A 21,799-nucleotide genomic window follows, 5' to 3' on the forward strand; every position below is an offset into this window, starting at 1 on the left:
ATTACTCTTGACTTTTTTGAATTTTGAATGAGTAAATTTTAAATTTTATTATGGCTATTTGGTTAACGGGATGTGCAGCAATTGTAGTCATAGCTTACCTGCTGGGTTCTTTTCCCACTGGCTACATTGCTGTGAAGCAGTTAAAGGGTATTGATATTCGGGAAGTTGGTTCAGGTTCTACTGGCGCAACTAATGTGCTAAGAACCTTGGGGAAAGGGCCAGGAGCTTTCGTTTTAGTACTTGATGCCTTAAAAGGAGTATTAGCGATCGCTCTAGTTTACTGGTTATTCGATTTCGCTTCTAGTCAAAATTTTATCCCCCCAACAGTAGATGCACAATTGTGGCAACCGTGGATAGTAACTTTAACTGGGTTAGCTGCCATCCTGGGACATAGTAAATCGATTTTTTTGGGCTTTACCGGTGGTAAATCCGTTGCTATCAGCTTGGGGATTTTATTGGCTATGAGTTGGCAAATAGGTTTAGCAACAGCTGGTGTGTTTGCTGTTGTTGTGGCGATATCGCGGATTGTTTCTTTGAGTTCAATTGCAGGTGCGATCGCAGTTTCCATTTTCATGGTACTTTTGCATAAACCGTTACCCTATATTCTGTTTGGGATTGCCGGTGGACTATATGTGATTTTGCGACATCGCACTAATATTGAACGACTGCTTGCTGGTACTGAGCCAAAAATTGGGCAAAATGTAGCGAATGAACCAGAACAAACTGTATAATTGAACAACTGCAAATATATTTTTTGACTCCGTACTTCAGTCGGGTTTAAGATTACGAATTAACGTTCCCTTTCATTAAACGGTGGAAAAGGCGGCAAGGCCAGAAAAAAGCTCCACAAATACTAACTGAAGCGATGGCAGCCAATACTCGCCAACTTGAATTAGTTTCAGTGGCAGATTCTGAAGATTGAGCTTGTGTACTTTTAGCTAGTTCTGGCACTGAACGAGATAGCTGACTGGCTGTAGTCACCCCTTCAATCGCTGCTCCAATGAGATAAGCTACTAGGGCAATTACTAGCCAGTGATTCATAATATTCAACTGTTTGGACTCTGAGCGTATACTTGGCAGTGAGCAACCGATTTCTCGTGCTTAATGATTGCCGCTTTGTCCGAAGGATAAACGGCCTTCAGCCGTATCACGAATGAGAGGCAGTTTAGCTTTGATATAAGTATTGAGACTGCTATCTGCCTGTGCATCAATCACCTGCTTCGCTTTTACCTGCTGGAGAAGCAATTGTACTAAAGCTGCATCGTCAAAATGTAGCAGGGTGTTGACCTGGGTAGACTCGATTACAGCCCAAAGCTGTTGCATCATTTTTGCTGTCACCATGAGTCTGTAACCTCTTAAGCTTTTCTTTATATTTACACAGATTTGGAATTCGTGGTTAGTTTTTATCTGAAGATTTATAAAGTTAGCGGCTAAAAAAGTCTTAGTAAGGCAATAACGTTACTTTATGGCGTTTTACAAGGGCTGGAGGGAAACTTCCGTTGTCTTCGCTTTCTGGTGCTTTTGCTAGAGGTTTATTGTCAACGTTGTATTATGCAGGGGGCTTCTTTACCAGGAGGATCGGGAAAAATAGCTAAAGTATGATAATTAGGGCTACCTGTTCCATACATCACTCGAAAAGTATACAACTTATTTTTACCTTGCCCTTCGGTAACAACTGTTAAAAGTGTATTGCTAGTGTTAGGAAGTCCAGGAATATTCAGTTTTTTGATTCGTCTAAGTTGAATAACATTCGCAGCTGAATTTTTGCAATCTCCTGTATTAGTATTAGGTGTTGCACCAAACTGCATACATACTGGGCCATCAAAATCCATAGTTACCTGTGATGGATCGTTTAACCAAACTTTTTTAACTACTTCTCCAGCCTGGATAAAGCTTAAGTTTGTTCCTTGTTGATACGAAACATCAATAGTAGGTATTACTCCCCCTAAACCTTGCGCTTGGCAGGAAAACATGGAACGTAGAACGGCATTTTGAGCCATAGCGCGACCTGCCACTAATAACATAGCTGCCGAGAAAATTAAGGAAGCTATAGATAGAAAATCAGAATTTTTCAGCGTCTTTTCTAACAATTTAGTATTCTTTTTCATGGTTGAAATGGTGGGATTGGTAGAGAAAACAAGGAGATATGAAAAAAATGGAAAGAAAACTAATTACCAATTACCATTACCCAATCAAAAATCTAAAATTGGGATCAGTTTTACCTCCTAAAACTGCATTAGTTGATTAACATATATTTCAATATTTGTACCTGCTGGCAAAAACCAAACATTGGTTTGTTGCGACATTTGAGCGATCGCCTGTTGATTACGATTTGAAATTTGAGGTACTACAGAGTTCAGACCACCTTCCACAACACCAGCTGCAAGGTTGCGTCGGTTCTTCGTGACGGTAGTATATTGGGTAATGTTGCCGTTGCTGGTGCCATCGCTGTTGATTCCATAAATGGGTCTGAATTCAGTATCGCTACGATTTACTAACTCTGCTGCTTTACTAATACCTCCCAAAACAAATAACCCTACATCCATTGATGCTATGGATGAACTTTTACTGGGAAATTTATTTGCTATTAAAGGTTTCCCTTGGGTACCACGAATAATAATTGCATTGCTGGGTAAGCTTTGTTCTGTAAGGTTGCCATTATTTTGCGAGATAAGTTTGACGACGTTCATCTGCAAAAGACCTTGTTCGGAAAGGGAACGAACTTCAGTTAAGAATTCGGTGTTGGCAGGTACAGCGATTTTACCATCCGTAGATTTTAGCGGTTCTTTCAACCGGATCACAAATACGTTTTTTGCTTCATCTGTTTCACTATTTTTGGCTCTAGTAGTTTCCCCGAATACGGCTGTTGCCAACACAGCTTTGGCGCTAGTCCCGACTGCTACAGATTTCTGCCCCTGCTGTTGCACTTGACTAACCATAGGAGCAGAAGTTACTGGTTGTGGGTTTGGCTGCTGCTGCACCTGGGTATCCTTTGGAGGTGCATAAGTAGCAGCTGCCACATTATTATTAGGTTGATTATTAGGTTGCTCGGTGACATTTACTTGACCATAGCTACCTAATTTCGCTAACTTTGCCCATTCTTCAAGTGGGTTTGGTGGAGATGGTGGAGTTATATTAACCACCGGTTGAATGTCTGGCTTCACAACAGGTAGCTGGGCTACTGGTAAAGGTTGAGAAACAGGTACTTTAACGATGCGCTCAACTGTGACTGTCCGAGGCACATAAGCTGCTGGTGGGGGTGTTGGTATCACTCTTGTACCTCTAGAAGAAACTAATGGTTGTGCTTGTACGGCTACTGTAGGCGTTGATTTTGCCGTTCTGAGCTTTTGTTGGGCGGCTTTGACTAAATCTGCTTGTTCAGTCAAGGCCAACTTCGTTTTGAGAGTATCTACTTCGCTTGCTAACTGTTGAGAGATAGATTCATCAGTTGGCTGTTCACGCACTGGTGGGGAAACAATAGTTCTCGGTTTTTGACTGCTAGGACTCATCAACTGCGACAAAAATACTCCAGCCATCAAAACTACAGCTAAGGTAGCACCCCCCACCAGAGTTAATTTTGCAAAGGGATTAGATGATAGGGGTTCTTTAGTCTGAACTTCTTGTGGTTCAGATTGTGGTTCAGAAAGCGACGGTTGTGGTGTTGCAGAGTCTTCTGATGGTTGGGTATCGACAGAAGAAGATTCTTCAAAGCCCACCAACCTTGCCATCCGTGATTCCCAATCAAAAGATTCTACAGATTCTAGTTGGCGCTCGTCGGTAGTTAGAGTAAATAGATTTTGTGGAGGAGTTTCTGCGGGAATTGAATATCTAGTCATGGTAGAGCTTTGTTTGGATTACCAGAACAATTTTTATCTTGGATTTCACATACATTATAAATTTCTAATCTGGCTTCACCGAGGCGGTAAGCTGCGAAATACGATGGTAGTGCTGCATTTGGCAGTGAAGTTGCTGGTTCATCTATAGCTCTAACTAGAATTTGTTTATTAAAGGTAACTGATTTTCCCAACTTATCATAACCGCTAAAAATTAATTGATTGGCAAGTATCTCTACTTTCCACTTTCCATCGCCTATTTTGGTGGGTTGAGAAACTTTTTGTATTACTAATACATTCTCAGTTCCTCTAGTAACATTTTCAAATTGGCTATCTGGATTTAAATTAGTAATTTCTGATTTAAGTTTTTGTTTAAAATCATCAGCTACCAGTTGAGAGCTAACTTCCCAGACTTCTGTTGGTGGCTGCTGCTGTGACCAAGTAAGCATTAGGCTCATAGCTTCACCTACAAAGCGCCGAATAGTCTCTGGTTGTCGCTCTAAATTTTGTTGGGGGTCTACTGTTATAGCGCGACCATCAACAAGTTGTACTAAACTTCGAGGTGTAAGTTTCTGACCTAACTGTTGTAACATTGACCCATTAAATATTAATACTAGCAAAGTAAACAGATGTAAACCGAATGTTCCTACTGCTAAGATTGGTAATGGATTATTCTTCTTATTCTCTGGTTTAAGTAACTGCATTAATAATTTATTTATTATATATTATTTAACTATCATAAATAAAAATAGAAATATCTTATCTTATAAAGCCACCGCCACCTCTACTTCCGCATTCTTTGAAGCTCTCTTCATTCAGATTATTGTAGTTATCTAGCAAACATAAACTACGAATTTCATAAATCTCTAATTTATCAGCCCTGGTACTATAAATTGCTTTTTGTAAAATAGTACTATTGTTGACTTGGGGGTTAGCAAAATAATCTGTGGCACGGACAAGTAAATCTTTATTAAAAGGAGTTATGAGTTTTGTATCACCAATTCGTTTTCTTTGAATTAAGTCAGCTACCATACCGACTCGCCACTTGCCTGGGGCAATTTGTTTTGGTGGATAAATCCGCTTAATAACTAATTGTGATGTCATAACAAGGGTTGGATTTTCAGAAAAAACTTCTGGCGGTGTCATTTCTGCAACTGTGCTTAAAAAACCTTTGCGAAAGTCTTCTGATAAGGCAAAACTAGCTATCCAACTGCTGGTAGTAATTTTTTGGCTACCACCTTGGGATGTTCTAATCGGAATCCCTAAATCTGTTTTTGGATTAGCAACTTCTTCGATAGTTTGTGCTGGCAGGGTTCCAGACCAGCTAAACATTGATATCATCGTTTTGCTGATGAATCGGCGGATTGCTTCTGGTTGTCTTTCTAAATCATCAATATTAGCTACTGTTTTACCATCTATTAGTTGCACAAAGTTGGGAGGTTTTCTCAGGCTGAGTTGGCGAATATTTATGCCTTGCAATATGAAGAAAAGTAAAACTAATATATGTAAACTAAAGGTAGCGATCGCAAAAACTGTCAATACACTTCCCGTTCTTTGTCTTTTTTCTAGTAAACGCACCATTTACTCATCTCCTCCTCCAAAAAATTTCAGCTATTATATATGATGATTTGCGTTATCTTATATCCTTTCCTTGACTAAAGAAGCCGTATTGTTGATAGCACTAAAAACTGCAAAACCGCCAGCAGCAGCCACAAGTATCGATAAAACTGGTGCTAAAATTCCTAGAAAAATTATGAACCACATTAAGTCTGGATCAACATTAGCATCTTGCCCTGGGCCATTTACAATAACTGCGGCAGTTAGCACAGCAATAATATTGAATGAAATCTTGGCGATTCCAATAGATAAAAATCCAGTCAGCCATGCAAATATGGGTTTACCAGCTACAGGTAGTAAAGAACCACCTACAGCTATTGGCCCTAAAGCTGCTATTAGCAACATAGTAGCTTCTATCAAATTCTGAAAGGCATATTGTAAGGAAACTAAAAAGTTTTTGATGCTCGTCTGGACTGTAGAACCTAACAAGGAATTAAAAGAGGCTTCTGATACACTACCAGTACCATATCTAATATTATCTACCTTATTTTGCAGTCTAACTATCCAGCTTTTATTTCCATAATTATCTCTATATTTCTGCCAGAGATTATCAACCTTTTCAGCAGCTTTGACAAAGCATTGACTTTGTTGTTGGCCAGTTAGTGATTCACAAGGACGCAGCAAAGAACCAGCTATGTCTTCCGCAATACTCATATTCAGTGCTTGCTGATACACTTTGTCTGCATCTGCGGATACCACTACTTGCTGATTCACTGTATTTAAAAAATTCCGTACTCCCAGAGTCAGATTAGAAAGTATACTTCCAGTACCTGAATTACTTAATAGGATCACCACTATAAAAGGCCAAATCAAAGCTGATATTGGACGGCTATATTCGTAGGATATTAAATCTCTCAGGAATTGTAACATAAAAAATAACAACGTTCCGACTGCAAAAAAAATACCCAGGTTTGTTATAGCCCCATACAAGTTATTACTGGTATTGTTTTGTAATAAATCTAGCCATTGTGTATCCCAACCTTGAGCAATGCTTTGGGAAGTTGCGACACCATTATCGAGAACGTCATCAATGCCTACTTGGGCAAAAATTAGTTGAATAGCAAGTTGCATTTTGATTTATTTAAGATGTTTTTGCATTCGCAGTGTGACAACATTATTGATAGAAGGTTTTTCTTAAACGAATTAGATCCGTTCGCTTATAACTGCCGATTTAAATGTATGTTACATCCCAACAAAACCAGAGTTTTTTTAATCCTAAAATTTTACTTATTAACTTCTCTTCCAAACAAATCTATTTGAGAAGTAGCTCGTAAAAGTCGCGCTGCCTCTGTAGATGTTTCTACTCTCCGAGCGCGATTTGCTTCTTCTGTTTGTTGAGAAATAGTTGCCAAATTTAAGTTAGAATATTGCAAAGCCTGATTATTTTGTAATGTCTGAGCAAATGTTTCGGCTACAATTTTTACTTGTTCCTGTTGAATTTTAAGGGTTTGTTCTTGATTAGCCCCTAGCAATTGTGCTAAAACCGCAGTAGCTGGATCAAGCTTAGTGGGATCGAAACCATTGGGAATTGGAATTTGATCTATCAAGATTTTGCTCTTTCGCTCGGCTTCTTGAGCGAATTCTGTAATATTTTGTAGACTTTTCTCTGTATTTTCTAACTTCGTTTTTGTCCTAATTTGTCCATTTTCACCGAGAACGCCTTCTGCTGCTCCACGGGTAACTACACGATTCAATTCATTACCAACTAAATTTCCACGCACTACGGCATTATTTTCAAACTTATCCGATCTTGAGTAGAGAGTCGAATCATCACGAACTTGTTTTCCCGCAGCTACAGGGTTAGGTATATTCAATTCTCCTCTGGAATTAATCAGATTATTTTGATTCTGTGATTCTACAGTGTCGCTGAGATTATATTGCAGATAGTTTTGCAAATCTGTGGAATATGATTGAAAATCATTCCAAACCTGGCCTAATCCACTCGTTTGAACTTGTGCGATCGCTGGTATGATTGCCAGAGATAGCAATGTAAGAGTGAAAATGGTAGTTTTTCGCATATATCTATGTTTAAAAAGGTAGATGAGATTAAGTAGTGAATCAGAGATTTGGCTTGAAATCTTATTTATAACTTTTTAGATTAACTACTACGTAAAGTAGCCACTAACTGACGTGCAAACGCAGAAATTGCTTCATACTTATCAGGATGAAATTGCATCATTTTACTACGTGCAGTTTGTTCAGATGGGTTATTCGCAACTGCTGCCAATTGTTCGTAACCTGGATAATAACGACAGAATGTATAAATCCCGTTATCATCTAACAACCATTGGCTATAAACGCCTTCTTTGCGCGGAAAAAAGCTTTCTGAGGCATTACGAGAAATAATGTTGCGGGGATATTTTAAGATGTCTGCAAAACTATCTACTGCAACTGGCTGAATGCGTCCAATCAATCGTGTTGTCAAGTTTTGCAAAATTTTAGATGCAGCTTTAGATTTGGCAATGGTATCAGGATCTTGCCCTGATAAGATGACTCTGATACCAGCTTTAGCACCGTTGGCACAAATTCTACCAACTAAGTCAGAGATTTGCTCGAATTCAAATAAGATTGGTGCTTCGTCAATGAAGAATATTGAAGCTGGACTACCTAATGCGCGTCTTAATGCTGCTGAATAGGCACTCAAAGATAATACAGCTGCATCTTCACTATCTGATAAGTTTCTGAGAGCAAATACTAAAAGTTGTGCATCCGTAGGAAAACTAGATGGTGAAGAAATAGCTTGTCCCACGCGACTAGATAGCCAAAACCGTAAGCGCAACTGAATTTGACTCAGAGCATCTTCTACTCTGCCAGTTAAAGAACTTAGCTGCAAGTGTTCTGGCGAACAGAAATAGAGAAAATCTTTTAAGGTAGGGGTTTTTTGCCAAGCCAGAGTACCAAATCCTCCCGCCATCGCCTGCCGATATCGCTCTTTGATGCCTTCATCTCTAAAGAAGGCTTCTAAAGCTAGGTTGAGCAGCGATCGCACCGTTTGCGATAAAATTTGACTTTCAGTAGACGATCCTAAAACCATTGTCATTAACGCTGATTCTAGGAAGGCGGTATAATCGTTGAAGCGATCGCGCTGTTGTTCTGGTTCTAGCGATCGTAAATCTGGCTGTTCAAATAAATTATTCGATTGTTTGGAAATATCAAAATAGGCTCCATTCCCCTCCATAAACTCTGTATAGTCTGTGAAAGTCGATGTCCCATCAGGTTTAGGGAAATCTAACGCCACTACAGGAATGCCGTGTGCCAAAGCCTGAGTTAAAATCCCCGATACTAGCACCGATTTCCCAGCACGAGTTGTAGCAAATAAAGCTAAATTTTTATGTTGATTAAACAAATCTAAATGTACGGGTGTTCCACCTTCTTCGGCAATCAACTCAAAGCCTTGTTTATCACCGCGTTTAGTTAAAACTAGAGGCATTAATCCGGGAACTTCACTGGTTAAATATAACTGGCGACGGTTAAAGGGTGTTGCTAATAAACCTTCCCAAACTATTGGTAGAGTTTGCAGCCAAATTTTCCAAGCATACTCAACTTCCCTAATTACCCTAGCTGGACGTTGAAAACAGTTTTCAATATATCTTGTTGCCTCATCTAACTTTTCGACAGTTGGACGATGTACCAAAATAGCAATACTCGTATAAATCGGGACTGCACCTTCAAATAATTGTTCTTGTGCTGCTACTGATTTTTTTAACTTTAATTGAGCATTGACATCAATGGTTTTACTTTTTTCTTGAGCCATGATTGTCGTCATGTTTGACTGTTTCAGCACTCGTTGTAGAGTAGTTTTTACTAATGCTGGATTTGCGGCAGTCAATTCACAAAAAATCTCTGTATCTACTACTGTTTCTCTCGCTAATAGTTCCCATAAGTAGCGCAGTTGAGTAGATTTATTTGGCCAGCCTCCGGGTTTTTCTAGAAATGACAGTACGCCAATATAACGATTGTTAACATTAACCCAACGGCGATCGGCACAAGGTACGCTAGATTCCATCAGCAAAGTTGTGCCGTGGATATTGTCTATCAACAATTTACTACTAGCTAAATCTGAATTAACTTCCTCGTGCAGTCCTTGTTCATCTAAAGTCATTAACTGGGGAATCTCTATTGGCTGCGTATCATTAAACCTTTTCCAGATGCCTTCCCAGAGTTCCACAGCTGTCAAAGGTTTTACATCCAACCCCATTTGGTTAGATAAAATTTGTTCCCAGCGTAGAAAACCCTGCTTGTAAGCATTGCCGATTAGGGTTTCGATGCGTTGATTTTCTACTTCTGAGAGTTCATTTTTGAATTTCAACCACCATGATTCAGCTTTGACTAAAAGCTTCTCTATCCAATCATCTGCATGTTGCGAGTTAGATTCAACGGTGTAAGTAACATAAATCCGCAAGAATTTTGGTTTGCGAACACCAGAAATAGTCAGTTCTTTGACTCTGGCTCTTTCTGCCATCAACAAATATTTGATATCTCGTGATGACGCATTTTTGATTAGGGATGCTAATTCTTTTTGGCGCTCTTTATCAGAACTAAAAGATCCCAAATGCAGCGTCATTCTTTCACCGCTAGGGATATCTTTTAATCCAGCTTCAATGTTATTAAAAAGTGTATCGATTTGTTCGGGTCTTAAAGTGGTATGAATTCCCTTACAGTCAAAACCAAAAACAAAGCAAAACCGATCTTTTTGAGTGCCTTTTGTCAAAAGATACCCGCCAATATCGCGTCCATTTATGGCGACACGTAACATTGTCGCCAAGTGTAAGGCATCTTCAAATGGTGTTAATCTACTTTCGTTTCCGGCGATGCCGACGCTTTGTTTTCCGATTTTTTGCTTCATGGTTAACTTCCAATAAGCTTTGATAACGAGCAAAGCCTCTTGTCCAAGCGGGAACGCCAATAAATTTGCTTAAAAAACTCCAACTCCTACCACCAGTTAAAATCCACCAAGTTCCGATTCCCCAACCAGTCATTAATATCGTCCACAACCATTTTTGAAACTCTTCTTGGAAAATCCCACCAAAAATTCCATTGATGATAAAGTAGGAGGCTAAGGCAATTACCGTCCAAGGAAGAATTTGATCGGCAGGGATTGGCCCTAGAGAAGGTTGGCTTCCTAGAACCTGATTTACTGGACGAAATTCTTGTTCCCGCTCTTGAGACATTTGAAATATCTGAATTATTTACTGCTGCTGTGGGCCAATTACAAAGCGTGTGAGTACATCAGCAATGGTAACAGCAACAACTACTAATAAGGGAGTTCTGGCAATGCTTTGCCAATCTTCATCTTTACGCACTGCGTTAATCACACCAACCAGGGAGATTGCAATATAAAGTAGGTAAATCGCCCGCAACACATTAAATATCAAACTTATTGCTGTCTCGCTACCACCACCAGTTGTTGCTGCACCACCTAAGTTCCTTTTAAAAAACCTTTCAGCTTCTCCAAAAAACTGTGCTTGTGCGGGGGCTGCAAAACAGTCTAACCAATACAAACTCAGAATTACGGCTGCTGCTAAAATTTGTAATATTATTAGCGATCGCTTAGGTAGATGCAACTGTTGCCCAATTTGCTGAGTAATGACTGCAATTAAACTACCAACTAGTAAACAAAAAAGCAGGATAGGACTTTTTAGGCTGATAACACTTACAAGTACAGCACAAGCAATCAAAAAAGGTACAGATTCAACTAAGACAAGTAAGCTGGATTTAAGCCCTAGTCTTAACTTATGAGATTCTTTGACAGCGCTACCAGTTAAAGCTTTGAAAAAGTTTCTCTTGTGAGAACTTTGTCTAGACATTTGCTAATTTTCCTATGGTTACTTGGGTGTTGGTTGTCTAAAATCCTACAATAATCAAATCAATTTAACATGATTTAACATTTATTTTTAATCAAATTTCTGATTTTAACTTAGAGTTAAAGTCCTACATTATATACAACTATGATTTAGTTAACAAAATATTAATTTTTCTTTAAAAATCAGTATAAGTACTTCGATCGACCATTTCCTGAGCCTCAAAGTAGAACTCTTACAGCCCTCAGACAGATTTCGTCTCAATTAGAGCTTGGAATTTAATGGAAATAGCAAATAATTCTTGAAACTGATATTTCGGTTATGTTTTCACTTTCCAAAGACTATACTATATAAGTAAATGTGGTTGAAAATAGTATTATTTAAGACATGGTTTTCCTTTAGATCTCTATAATCTAATACTGCCATATTTGAAGTTGTATGAACACTACTAGTTTATAAGTATTTTTTCTCTCCTATTAACTGATTATAGTAAAAATTAGAACTAGTAAACCAAGTATTGAGTTATCTAAAAGTGACAATTTAATATAGCCTTAGTATTGCTGCTGGTCTAATATCTATCGGTCAGAATAGTTAAAGAAAGTTCGAGCGTCAACTATGTTATAATTGAGCAGTTGAGAAATATTTTCGGTCATGTAACTGACTAGATAGACACCTTTCCGAATCTAAATCTCTACAAACTTTGATTTTGGAAGTGTTTTGTGTCGGTTTATATTGCAAATCTATCCTTGAGTTTTCTTAACATAGTTAGATTTTTCCCAGTCGTTATACTTACTTTGTGTAAAACTGATACTTCTGATTAGCAAAAAATGTGCTAGAAATAACGGACAAGTTTAGTGTGTCACAACCCAGACAACATACGGATAGTAGTTTAATTTATGCCAACGGATATAATTACCCGTCCTGAGTCGCTCACAGAAGATTGTTTCTTTACTTACGCCCTTGGGACTGATTTGCATGATACTAATTCCACAGCCAAGTATTTACGCAGAATCAGAAAAGAAGATAAACCCTATATTGATATAGCTGTTTCTCCAAGGCCAGGCTATCGGTTTGAGGTTTGCCTTATCCCTGTTGAAGGGTTCGCTCAAGAAACAATTTTGACAAAAGACGGATTCGCCAAAGCTTTAGCGATTATTTGTGTTGTGGCTAACAAAGCTAGAAAGCGATTCCCTTCAGGAAATGGACAAGAGATTGTCCGGTGTCAGTTTAGCAACTTAGCTGATGCTGTCGCTGTAGCGAACAGATTGTCTGCATTACCTTCTGATATGTATGAAACGATCGCCAAGCTACCAACTGCTTTGTGAGATTGCGTCTGCTTGAAGATTTATGATTAAAACGGACACAAAGACATTTTAATGGTAAGTAAGTAGACGGACAAGAGAATAAAAAACTCAATAGTTGATATTTCATCTGTTCGGAAAAGTCTTGGATAACAAGCCTTTTCACCTTAAATGTACAATCTTTTGTTTTTGTACAGTGCCCTATAATTCACAGTGAGTTTTTTTTATGCCTACAAGTCCTTTACGTGAAGAACCTCGTAACCAACGAGCGCCTGTAATTCGTACAAGTAATGAGTTTATTCTTTTGGAATGGCTAAAGTCAACTGGTCGTCTAATCGAGCGTGAACATCAAGAATCTGAGTATCTAACTGAAGTAGAAGAAATTTCAGAAATGATCGACCTTGATGATATTCCTTACGATCATGATGATGATGATGGTGATATGGATATAGAAGCTTAATTCGTAATTCGTAATTCGTAATTCGTAGTTTCTGTACGGCAGGCGTTTTGCTGGAAGGCTAAGATTCCCGATTTTTTTAGAGAAGTCGGGAATCTTGATATTAAAATTGTGACGGGGTATAAATCCCAGTTGCATTATTTAATTACGAATTACGAATTATTTTAATTGTTGGATTTGAGTAATAAATAAAATAATTGTCCATTGCTGACTGTGATACCAGCGCGATCGCCTGCTAATTTCCCAGTCCCTAAAAAATAATCTACCCTACCTGCACCTTTGATTGCACCTCCGGTATCTTGATCGAGAACATAGCGGCTAACGATGCGCTCCTCCATTCCGGTAGGATTAGCAAAGGGAATAGAAGCACGAATCAATGCTAAAGCACCAGGAGGCATGAGAGATTTATCTGTAGCGATAGAACGTTCTGCTGTTAGGGGTACATTGATCGAACCTTGGGCTGGTTCGCCGTGGTTTTCTTGAAAAAAAACAAAACTGCGATCGCGCGGAATATAAATATTTAATTCTTGGGGATGCTTTTGAAAATAGTCGAGAATAATTGGCATAGTCATCCCTTGTAGTGGTAATTTGCCATCATTCGCTAATTCTCGCCCAATACTTTTGTAGTTATAAGCGTTATTACCCGCATAGCCGATTGCTGTCTGAGTCCCATCGGGAAGCTGAAGCCGCGCAGAACCTTCAATTTGAGCTAGATATGGTTCGAGGCGTGAGCGCAACCAAAACAATTCTAATCCTCGTAATTTTCCTTTTGCACCTTGTAAACCATCTGCTCCTTCTAATTCTTCGCGGGTAGGGTGCGGTTTAGGCCAAGAGTTTAAGTCAGGAGGTAATCGATAAACAGGATAACGATATTCTGGTGTAGGGACGCGACTGGCTGCGTAAAGCGGTTCATAATAGGCGGTGAATAAAACGGAACCCTTGGTGTTGTTACCTACTGACTGATAAAGAACAAATTCCCGCTCAATGGCTTGATGTAATTCTGTCGCAGAATTAGTTGTTAGTAGAAGTTCGCGGAATCTTGTCAAGCTTTTGAAGACGCGATCGCGCGTAATCCCCGCTACCGGATAGTTTTGATAAGCAGCCGCAGCATTAGCTGTTTGCAGATATTGGAGACTGTGAGCGATCGCACTCAAGAGCGCCTTTTTATCTGATATTTCTCCATAAATAAGTTCATCAAAACAAGAGGTATCACCTTGACAACAAGTAACTGGTAGCCTCTGGATTAATGGTACTTTTTGCTTTTGTGGAAGTGCATTTTGATTTTCACCAGTCAACGAAACTGGTATATCCCACTTTTTAACACGACATTCTGGTGGACTGAGTTCTTTATGAGTCAAAGATTGCATCCGCACCAAGAAAATTGACAAAACCACAGGTAAGCTGATAGCGAGAAATTTGCTAAACTTTCCTAACTCAGCAAGTGTATTTTTCATCAAAATTCAAAATTTTTGATATTATCCCACTTCGCTCAAATTCAAAAATCAAAAATAATCTACAATCTCCAATTCCCAATTCCCAATGCCCAATCTATTCATTCATATTCCGATAAGTGGCAACAGCCGAAGGCGATATCCGGTTCAAATATCGGAATATCCAATATTTAAAAATGGTATCTAAAATCACTGGGAATGTAGCAATAAATAAGAAGATAAAATCTCGATTTGCTGGTAATCCCCAATGACGCGACACACCTTCTAGAAGTACTTCCCAACCATGCGGAGAGTGGAATCCTACAAATATATCAGTAAACAAAATGATGATAAATGCCTTAGCACTATCACTAAGCCCATAAACAATATGATCAAAGAAATCTTTTAGTACAGCAATAGAAGACTTACTGATAACCAAAAGCCAGATAAAAGCAACTACTGAAAATACATCTGCAAAAACATTTTTGATAGCATTAGAGCTTTCTTTACGAAATTCTTCAGCAATCTCCACAGCCTTATTTTTCATTTCAATTTCTATCTGTTCAGGTGATAGCGCTGGGGCATTTCTAATAAGATTTTGAAATTTGAGCTTTTCTTCATATCTTTGCAAATCTACAAGGGCTTCCTCTTCCATTTCTGAGTTGAGGAATATCTCTATTTCCTCATTACTTCTAAAGCGTTCAACAGATGGGCCAACTACAAAAGCTTTTGCTATTTGATGTGTCAAAAGTGGTACGATAATTAATAGTAAAATAAACCTGATAGATATTATTGTTCTTCTTTGAGTTTGACGAAAATTCTGAATTACTTCTTTTTCAGAATTAGGGTCTAATTCAACTTGCAGACGGCTAATAGTACTTAAAATAGAGCGAGGTAAAACCCCTGTTGTATCCGCTTTTAGCTTAGATTTTGGTTTTATATACGAGTCTTGAGTTGGTATCTTGGGTGGTAATGTTGGAGTATTGACAACCAGCGAATTGTCATCAGATATCACAGAGTTAACTGGTATTTGAGGTTTGACAACTAAAGCTTGAGAAGTTATTTGATCGGGACTTGTTATGTATTTGGATATAACTTGATCGATAAAGTTTAGCTTTTCTAAAACTAAAGCAGGACTGAGATGCTCTATACCTGTTTTCTCGGCAGCTTCTTGATCCTCTTCATTTAAAAACCAACGGCTTGCTCTAAACTCTGTCAACCGCATTTTGGCAGTTTTTAATAGCTTATTTAGGTCTGACTCAAAATAATCCATGACGCTGTTACTGTACATGGCTAATTCAACATCTATTTTATTACCATTGAAATGCTTATTTTCTATTTCCTTAATCTTTAATGCTGCATCGTAAGCTTGATTTAAAGAACGTTCAGGAGTCTGTAAGTACCATCGATAAGTATCAAGTAAAAAAGAATAGATTTTTTGGACAAAAATAGAGTTTTTCATTGGAAACAATCATCCAGCATTATTTGGTTATTCTTAACCTTAAGTTAACGCATGAGGTATACTAGCGAATCTACAAGGAGAAAGTTTGTGGTTTCTCATTCAGTTTGGATTGTTGGCACTAGTCGCAGTGGTAAGACGGCTCGTTTGGTAGAGCAATTTTGTAGTTGGGTACAACCTGACAAGCAGTATACTGAATCATTTTATACTAAAAAACAGGGACGTAAAAAAGGCGAACGCATACCCGAGTTTTTATATCTTAAACAAACCGAGCCAGGAGTTTTAGTCTTAGCTGCCAACGATGATAACCGTCGAGAATTGGGCGATATAATTGTTACATCAACATTAGGGAAATATCCGGTGCGTGCCAAGACACCGCTAGGTTTTTTCCAGGATGAAGTTATTTTATTTTGGCCGTTGTTAATTAACTCGTTGAACCTGAAGGCACAGTTTCCGGTAAGATTGCGACCAGAAACGGAACAAGAATTAGCAACCAAACTCTGGCGTTCCCAATTAGACGAAGAAATTTTACGGATTGCGGGAGTAAATGAGTCTCGCTTGGTGCGTCGCATTTTAGACTTGTTGCAATTAGCTGCTTACAGTGGTGTACATTGCGAAAATATTGCCCAGATTTTGGCAAAGGGTCTGGGGGAAAATACTACGACTTTAGAGCCGGAATTTTTGGCATCTTTGCTCATCGATTGGCGTAACTGGTGTTTAGAAAGAGGGTTACTAACTTATGGCATTATTACCGAACTCTATAGTCAATATTTATTAAGCGATCGCAACTACCAGCAGCACCTAACTAAACGCTATCAAGCAGTATTGGCGGATGATGTTGACGATTATCCTAGCGTAGCGCGTCTTTTGTTTGAATTGCTATTAGATCGAGGTGCAATTGGCGCGTTTAGCTACAATCCTGACGGTGCAGTGCGATTGGGATTGGGAGCAGATCCTAATTATTTAGAAGGGTTAGCAAAGCGTTGTCGGGTAGAATTTTTGACCGGGCCGCCAAGAGAATCGCTGGGTGAGCAAGCTAAACAGATGGTGGAATTAGTCACAGAACCGATGGTATTGGTAAGCTTACCTGAGATAGTGTATTCCATTCAAACCACCTCTCGCGCTCAATTATTGCGCCAAACAGCCGAGGTAATTGCTAATGCCATCCAATCGCAAGAAGTTGCAGCAGAAGAAGTGGCGATTATTGCGCCAGGTTTAGATGCGATCGCTCGTTATACTCTAGTAGAAATCCTTGTTAAGCAAAACATCCCAGTAGAATCGCTCAATGACCAACGTCCCTTAATTAGTTCACCCGTCATTCGCGCATTACTCACCATGCTGGCGCTAGTTTATTCCGGCTTGGGTCGTCTCGTAGACCGGGATGCCGTCGCAGAAATGCTAGTTGTCTTAAGCCGAAAGCAACAAATACCAGAAAACTCTAGTACAGACGCGATTAATCGGGTATCTACAACAGACGCGATGAATCGCGTCTCTACAAATATTGATCCGGTACGCGCGGGATTGATAGCAGATTACTGCTTTGTACCCCATCCCGATCGCCCAAATTTGTTACCAGTATCCGCCTTCGAGCGCTGGGATAGAATCGGCTATGCGGCGACTACAGCCTATAATGAAATATTGGAGTGGTTAGAAAAACAGCGATCGCAACAAGAATTGCGGTTAATTCCCAGTCCCATTTCCCTATTAGATAGAGCAATCCAGCGTTTTTTGTGGAATGGGAGCAATCTCCCTTACGAACAACTGGCAGCATTACGCGAATTATTAGAAACCGCCCAACACTACTGGGAAATTGACACCAGATTACGACAAATTGCCCCAGTTGAGACAACGCCTCATACAACTATTATCGAGTTTATTCAATTACTGCGGCGTGGTACGATTACCGCCAACGCTTACCCGGTGCGTCCCATTGGTGGAGCGAGAAAGGCTGTCACCTTAGCAACTATATTTCAATATCGGTCTAGCAGGCGATCGCACCGTTGGCATTTTTGGCTGGATGCTGGTTCACCTCTTTGGGCTAAAGGTGGTGCGGCGACGTTATTCGGTGCGCCGTTTTTCTTGCAAGATCGGTTAGGCGAACCTTGGACAGCAGAGGATGAGAAATTAGCAGAAGAACAACGATTGCAAAGAATATTGACAGATTTACTATCTCGTGTATCTGAAAGAGTTTATTTGTGTCACAGCGATTTAGCAGTGAATGGACAAGAACAATTAGGGCCGCTGTTACCTTTGGTAAATGCTTGTGTAACAGTTATTTCTGAGGCTACTGCCAAGTGAGGCTTAAATCTCCGACTTCTTAAAGAAATCGGGGATCTATATAGATTCGAGACTAAGGATACAAGCCTCTAAATTTATGAATGGGGATAATTAATTTTGACTTTTGAATTTTGAATTTTGAATTCGGAGCAAAGCGACGTGACTGTGGTTGAATTGGAGAAGGAGAGCGAAGAAATACTTTATCGCGCCTTAAAAGCAAAGGAATACTGAGAAGTCCCAAAATAATTACGACTCCGGTCATTATCCAAACCATTAACCTATTTGGTCTATAATCTGCTCGTTCAATTTGCCAGAAAACTTTGTTGTATCGCCACGCAGCTAAGGCAACAGTCAAAATTCCAAAAATTACCAAAGCAAGACCTAAATTTTCCGAGTTGGATAATGGATTAACCGGAGGTTCTTGTTGAGTAATCGCAAGATTCAACTGGCGCAGAAATATACCAAATCGCGCGATCGCAAAACCAAAGCTAATCAAAGCAATAGAAGTGCGTAGCCAAGCTAGAAAAGTACGTTCGTTCGCTTGATGCTCCCTTTGACGATCGATTTTTGGTATTTTATCCATGAATACTTTTGACGAGGATTTACTCTTGAATTGATGAATAGCATGAACTAGCGCCACAAGGTCAAGATAGTGCAGCCAAGAATCTGAGAAAGCCCCAAGCGATCGCTAGAATCTTTACAATAGTAAATAAGGTAAAGATATATATCAGAGTCAAAATCAATGGCACTATTCGGATTTGGCAAAAAGTCAGTTATGCCCACACCTGAAGAAGCTTTGTCAGGAAGGGCGCAATCTATGTCAGTACCTACTGCTCATTATGTCAACAAAAATCCTTTAAAAGCTCCTTTTCCCGATGGATTAGAAAAAGCAGTGTTTGGCTTGGGCTGTTTTTGGGGTGCAGAACGGAAATTCTGGCAACTTAAAGGAGTTTACACCACCGCAGTGGGTTATGCTGCTGGATTCACACCCAACCCTACTTATGAAGAGGTATGTAGTGGGCGAACCGGTCACAATGAAGTGGTATTGGTTGTATTTGATCCCAAAGTGATTAGTTATTCCGAACTGCTCAAAGTCTTTTGGGAAAGCCATAATCCTACCCAAGGTATGCGCCAAGGTAATGATACTGGCACTCAATACCGTTCGGGAATTTATGTATATTCCGAAAGTCAAAAACAGCTAGCAGAAGCATCGCGGGAAGCTTATCAGCAAGCCCTCAACGGTGCAGGTTATGGCAAGATTACAACAGAAATCTTGGATGCACCAGAATTTTACTATGCAGAAGCCTACCATCAGCAATACCTGGCGAAAAATCCTAATGGGTATTGTGGTTTAGGTGGGACAAACGTTTCTTGTCCGGTAGGTGTAATTGAATCGCAAGTTAGTAGTTAGAAATGGAATTGGTAGGGTAGTCAACTTAAGGTGAGTTAGACAAACCTCTCCCTGCCTTGAACTAAATTTCAAGTCTGTTTCTCTCCGACTCGGAGAGGAACAGGATTTGCGTAATTAAGAATATTTGTAAGTTGGGTTTCGCAAAGTCTCAACCCAACAAACCCCGTAAAAAATTGGGTTTTCTTCCTCAAATGCCACTTGTTGTAAACAAGATTACGAATTACGAATTAAATGAGCTATGCGTTTTAAAACTTTGACAACAGTATGTAAGTCATCTCCACGATTCAGTGACAGTGTATAAGATAATGAATATTTCGGTGTACCCTGTTTCGTCAACTTAACAAATTGAAATTCTCGACCATTGATGATAAAACCATACTTAGGTTTATCATTACAAGCATTAGCCAACATATAAGCTAATGCTTGAGGAATTGCTACCTCCAAAGAATATTCTGCTCGTTTTGCCTCAATAACCAAAACCCAAAATGGAGGATGCAAAACCAAGATGTCAATACGTCCTCTGATAATTGTGCCTTCGTCTTCAGAAGAGATTTTTACTTCTTGTTCTGAGGCAATGTAGAAAGGCGGTTGATAAAAACCTGCTAGACGGAATAGTGGAGATAGCACTACCATTTTGACTAGAGGTTCCAAAACAGGATATTTCGATAGATGCAAATATTCTGCCTTGACTTCGTTGAGAGATTGCTTTTCTAAATCACTCAACTCAGGTAAATCATGCCGCCATTCTGAAAAAAAATCTTCGTCGTCTGCAAGTTGTAGTCCAAATTCATCAATCAGTTGGGCTAGGGTGATATCTTTTCCTTGAAGAATTTGAACCATTTGTTGAACCCTTATACTTATCTGGCTAATTATCTGGCTAAAAAATTTTTGCTTGATATTTACCCAAAAGACTGCCTTACAGTGCTGCTTTCAGCAAAGCGATCGCAGTAACCCACAAAACAATACTAATAGGCCCTCCAATTAGAATACCCGCGATCGCCCAGCCTCTCTGATGGGCTTTGAATTGCTCAATACTGTTCCACCGTCTACTTTTCCAAGCCCATTCATTGCCTTTAGCACCAAGTGCGATCGACATTAACCCCGAAATTTGAGGTACAAAACAGAATATTCCACACCACACTTGATTCGGCCACATCCACAACCAAGGCATCAGAAATGCGCCCCAGTTCCAACCGAGAATTTCCTCTGGGACTGTTTCATTCTGATTATTTATTCCGCATCCAGAATTATTAATTATTTCTCTTTGCGGTAAAAGCTGACTCCTATTTGTAGATTTGATAGCCAGACCAGATTTGAGAGCATTTAGCGCTTGGCGAGCATCAGTAAATCGTTGTTCTGGAGCAGGTTCTACCAACTTTTGTAGCCAACTGACAAAACTAGGACTGAGATTAACTCGGTCTGTAAATTGCAGTCGCAAATCCTGCTGGGGTAAATCACAGGGAGAAATCCCAGTGAGCAAATGAATCAGAGTCGCACCCAATGCATAGAGGTCTGAAGCTGGAACTGCTCGACCACCAAATTGTTCCATTGGGGCATAACCATAAGTACCTACAACGGTGAAAGTAACGCCCTCTCTTGCCGCTTTATCCTGAACTGCGCCAAAATCAACCAAATAAATCCGATTATCTTCGCCCCAGATTAAATTACTCGGTTTAATATCTCTATGTAACACCCCTGGATTTAACTCATGTAGATACATGAGGATATTTAAAATCTCACCAGCGATTTTTCTCGTTCGCTTTTCACTAAACCTTTTGCCAAGAGCAAGTTTTTCCTTAAGCGATTCCCCAGGAATATATTGTTGTATTAAGCCAAACCAAAGAGTGCGATCGTCGATACAAAAATAATCTATATATCGAGGAATGCGGGGATGACTTAGTTGTTTAAGAATTTGTGCTTCTCTCTCAAAAAGTTTCAAGTCATCCCACTGTACAGTACCGCCAAAGGCTAAAAGCTTGACTACAACGGTCGAATTTTCGCCATCAGAGGCTTGTAAATCCTTAGCTAGCCAAGTTTGACGAATCCCATTGTTACCAAGTTGGCGTTGGATTTGATAACGATCTTGTAATATCTGTTCTGGTTGCAGCATCTTACACCTGCTGGCAGTTTACGCCGATCTGATTCCCTTATATTCAAGGATAGTCATTATCTGGAGAAATTGTGGGAGCCAGATAATTTTAGAATTTACGCAA

Annotated in this window: 21 protein-coding genes; 5 read left to right on the forward strand and 16 right to left on the reverse strand. The window is 39.5% G+C overall.

Annotation, left to right across the window (positions count from 1 at the left end):
• The first annotated feature begins 50 nt into the window (after window positions 1-50).
• A complete protein-coding gene (plsY, locus tag RMZ41_RS12915; RefSeq protein ID WP_322641878.1) occupies window positions 51-731 on the forward strand; it encodes a glycerol-3-phosphate 1-O-acyltransferase PlsY in 681 nt (226 codons plus the stop codon).
• Between the two features lie 52 nt (window positions 732-783).
• Here the strand turns inward: plsY and RMZ41_RS12920 are convergent, their stop codons facing one another.
• From RMZ41_RS12920 to RMZ41_RS12970, 11 genes are all read right to left on the reverse strand, one after another.
• Window positions 784-1,041 (reverse strand): hypothetical protein, encoded by a 258-nt coding sequence (locus tag RMZ41_RS12920; RefSeq protein ID WP_322641877.1) that lies wholly within the window; start codon window positions 1,039-1,041, stop codon window positions 784-786.
• A gap of 60 nt (window positions 1,042-1,101) precedes the next feature.
• On the reverse strand, window positions 1,102-1,341 hold the full coding sequence (locus tag RMZ41_RS12925; RefSeq protein ID WP_322641876.1) for a hypothetical protein: 240 nt from the start codon (window positions 1,339-1,341) through the stop codon (window positions 1,102-1,104).
• A gap of 197 nt (window positions 1,342-1,538) precedes the next feature.
• Entirely contained in the window at window positions 1,539-2,108 is a 570-nt protein-coding gene (locus tag RMZ41_RS12930) for a hypothetical protein (protein ID WP_322641875.1), read from the reverse strand.
• A 117-nt stretch (window positions 2,109-2,225) separates the two neighbouring features.
• Window positions 2,226-3,836, reverse strand: coding sequence for a TrbI/VirB10 family protein (locus RMZ41_RS12935; RefSeq protein WP_322641874.1), 1,611 nt, complete (start codon window positions 3,834-3,836; stop codon window positions 2,226-2,228).
• A complete protein-coding gene (locus tag RMZ41_RS12940; RefSeq protein ID WP_322641873.1) occupies window positions 3,833-4,537 on the reverse strand; it encodes a hypothetical protein in 705 nt (234 codons plus the stop codon). Before RMZ41_RS12940 ends, RMZ41_RS12935 begins: the two co-directional genes overlap by 4 nt.
• A gap of 55 nt (window positions 4,538-4,592) precedes the next feature.
• Window positions 4,593-5,414: a hypothetical protein gene (locus tag RMZ41_RS12945; protein ID WP_322641872.1), complete on the reverse strand. Its 822-nt coding sequence runs from the start codon at window positions 5,412-5,414 to the stop codon at window positions 4,593-4,595.
• A gap of 57 nt (window positions 5,415-5,471) precedes the next feature.
• Window positions 5,472-6,521, reverse strand: coding sequence for a hypothetical protein (locus RMZ41_RS12950; protein ID WP_322641871.1), 1,050 nt, complete (start codon window positions 6,519-6,521; stop codon window positions 5,472-5,474).
• A 152-nt stretch (window positions 6,522-6,673) separates the two neighbouring features.
• On the reverse strand, window positions 6,674-7,468 hold the full coding sequence (locus RMZ41_RS12955) for a hypothetical protein (RefSeq protein WP_322641870.1): 795 nt from the start codon (window positions 7,466-7,468) through the stop codon (window positions 6,674-6,676).
• A gap of 80 nt (window positions 7,469-7,548) precedes the next feature.
• Window positions 7,549-10,296 (reverse strand): hypothetical protein, encoded by a 2,748-nt coding sequence (locus tag RMZ41_RS12960; RefSeq protein WP_322641869.1) that lies wholly within the window; start codon window positions 10,294-10,296, stop codon window positions 7,549-7,551.
• Entirely contained in the window at window positions 10,244-10,621 is a 378-nt protein-coding gene (locus RMZ41_RS12965; protein ID WP_322641868.1) for a hypothetical protein, read from the reverse strand. Before RMZ41_RS12965 ends, RMZ41_RS12960 begins: the two co-directional genes overlap by 53 nt.
• Window positions 10,622-10,639: 18 nt before the next feature.
• Window positions 10,640-11,257, reverse strand: coding sequence for a hypothetical protein (locus tag RMZ41_RS12970; RefSeq protein WP_322641867.1), 618 nt, complete (start codon window positions 11,255-11,257; stop codon window positions 10,640-10,642).
• 890 nt (window positions 11,258-12,147) lie between these two features.
• Here RMZ41_RS12970 and RMZ41_RS12975 point away from each other — a divergent pair.
• Together RMZ41_RS12975 and RMZ41_RS12980 are read left to right on the forward strand one after the other, a co-directional pair.
• The gene (locus RMZ41_RS12975) at window positions 12,148-12,576 is read left to right on the forward strand and encodes a hypothetical protein (RefSeq protein ID WP_322641866.1); all 429 of its coding nucleotides are present in this window, start codon (window positions 12,148-12,150) and stop codon (window positions 12,574-12,576) included.
• A gap of 202 nt (window positions 12,577-12,778) precedes the next feature.
• A complete protein-coding gene (locus RMZ41_RS12980; RefSeq protein ID WP_100900013.1) occupies window positions 12,779-13,012 on the forward strand; it encodes a DUF3134 domain-containing protein in 234 nt (77 codons plus the stop codon).
• A gap of 161 nt (window positions 13,013-13,173) precedes the next feature.
• On the opposite strand, the gene RMZ41_RS12985 is transcribed toward RMZ41_RS12980, so the two are convergent.
• Both RMZ41_RS12985 and RMZ41_RS12990 read right to left on the reverse strand, forming a co-directional pair.
• Entirely contained in the window at window positions 13,174-14,463 is a 1,290-nt protein-coding gene (locus RMZ41_RS12985; RefSeq protein WP_322641865.1) for a murein transglycosylase A, read from the reverse strand.
• A 94-nt stretch (window positions 14,464-14,557) separates the two neighbouring features.
• Window positions 14,558-15,910, reverse strand: a complete 1,353-nt coding sequence (locus RMZ41_RS12990; protein WP_322641864.1) for a proton extrusion protein PcxA — start codon at window positions 15,908-15,910, stop codon at window positions 14,558-14,560.
• A 78-nt stretch (window positions 15,911-15,988) separates the two neighbouring features.
• Here RMZ41_RS12990 and RMZ41_RS12995 point away from each other — a divergent pair, with 78 nt between their 5' ends.
• Window positions 15,989-18,196: a recombinase family protein gene (locus RMZ41_RS12995; RefSeq protein WP_322641863.1), complete on the forward strand. Its 2,208-nt coding sequence runs from the start codon at window positions 15,989-15,991 to the stop codon at window positions 18,194-18,196.
• Window positions 18,197-18,248: 52 nt separating this feature from the next.
• On the opposite strand, the gene RMZ41_RS13000 is transcribed toward RMZ41_RS12995, so the two are convergent.
• Entirely contained in the window at window positions 18,249-18,758 is a 510-nt protein-coding gene (locus RMZ41_RS13000; protein WP_322641862.1) for a YidH family protein, read from the reverse strand.
• 159 nt (window positions 18,759-18,917) lie between these two features.
• Here RMZ41_RS13000 and msrA point away from each other — a divergent pair, with 159 nt between their 5' ends.
• A complete protein-coding gene (msrA, locus tag RMZ41_RS13005; RefSeq protein WP_322641861.1) occupies window positions 18,918-19,586 on the forward strand; it encodes a peptide-methionine (S)-S-oxide reductase MsrA in 669 nt (222 codons plus the stop codon).
• A gap of 213 nt (window positions 19,587-19,799) precedes the next feature.
• Here msrA and RMZ41_RS13010 read toward each other — a convergent pair whose 3' ends face one another.
• Both RMZ41_RS13010 and RMZ41_RS13015 read right to left on the reverse strand, forming a co-directional pair.
• On the reverse strand, window positions 19,800-20,426 hold the full coding sequence (locus tag RMZ41_RS13010; RefSeq protein WP_322641860.1) for a type I restriction endonuclease: 627 nt from the start codon (window positions 20,424-20,426) through the stop codon (window positions 19,800-19,802).
• 76 nt (window positions 20,427-20,502) lie between these two features.
• Window positions 20,503-21,696: a serine/threonine-protein kinase gene (locus tag RMZ41_RS13015; protein ID WP_322641859.1), complete on the reverse strand. Its 1,194-nt coding sequence runs from the start codon at window positions 21,694-21,696 to the stop codon at window positions 20,503-20,505.
• Window positions 21,697-21,799 lie beyond the last annotated feature (103 nt).

This window comes from Nostoc sp. DedVER02 (assembly GCF_034530675.2).
Taxonomy (GTDB): Bacteria; Cyanobacteriota; Cyanobacteriia; order Cyanobacteriales; family Nostocaceae; genus Nostoc.